The sequence below is a fragment of the Clostridium sediminicola genome (assembly GCF_050402865.1).
Classification (GTDB): domain Bacteria; phylum Bacillota; class Clostridia; order Clostridiales; family Clostridiaceae; genus Clostridium_AF; species Clostridium_AF sediminicola.
On the sequence record NZ_BAABMF010000100.1, the window covers coordinates 1 to 255 of the forward strand.

General features: G+C 31.0%; 1 pseudogene. It reads right to left on the bottom strand.

Going from position 1 to position 255, the window contains the following annotated elements:
* Positions 1–255 (bottom strand): annotated as a pseudogene (locus ACQ3F0_RS26935) (electron transfer flavoprotein subunit alpha); the annotation flags it as partial.

Below are 255 nucleotides of genomic sequence, written 5' to 3' on the forward strand. Positions count from 1 at the left end.
TTCTAGGCGCTAAATCTCTTCCAATTGAAGTAGCTCCTATCAATACTGACTCAGGTTGATTTTCTAATATATACTCACCTATAACTTTGGAATAAGCATCTGTTGAGTAATTTTCTAACTTTTCATGGTCAAAATAAATAACTTTATCTACTCCGTAATGGGCTAATTTTTCTGCTTCTTCATCTATTTTATTTCCTAATAAAAGTACTGATAAATCTGTTCCTATCTTATCTGCTAATTTTCTTCCTTCACCTA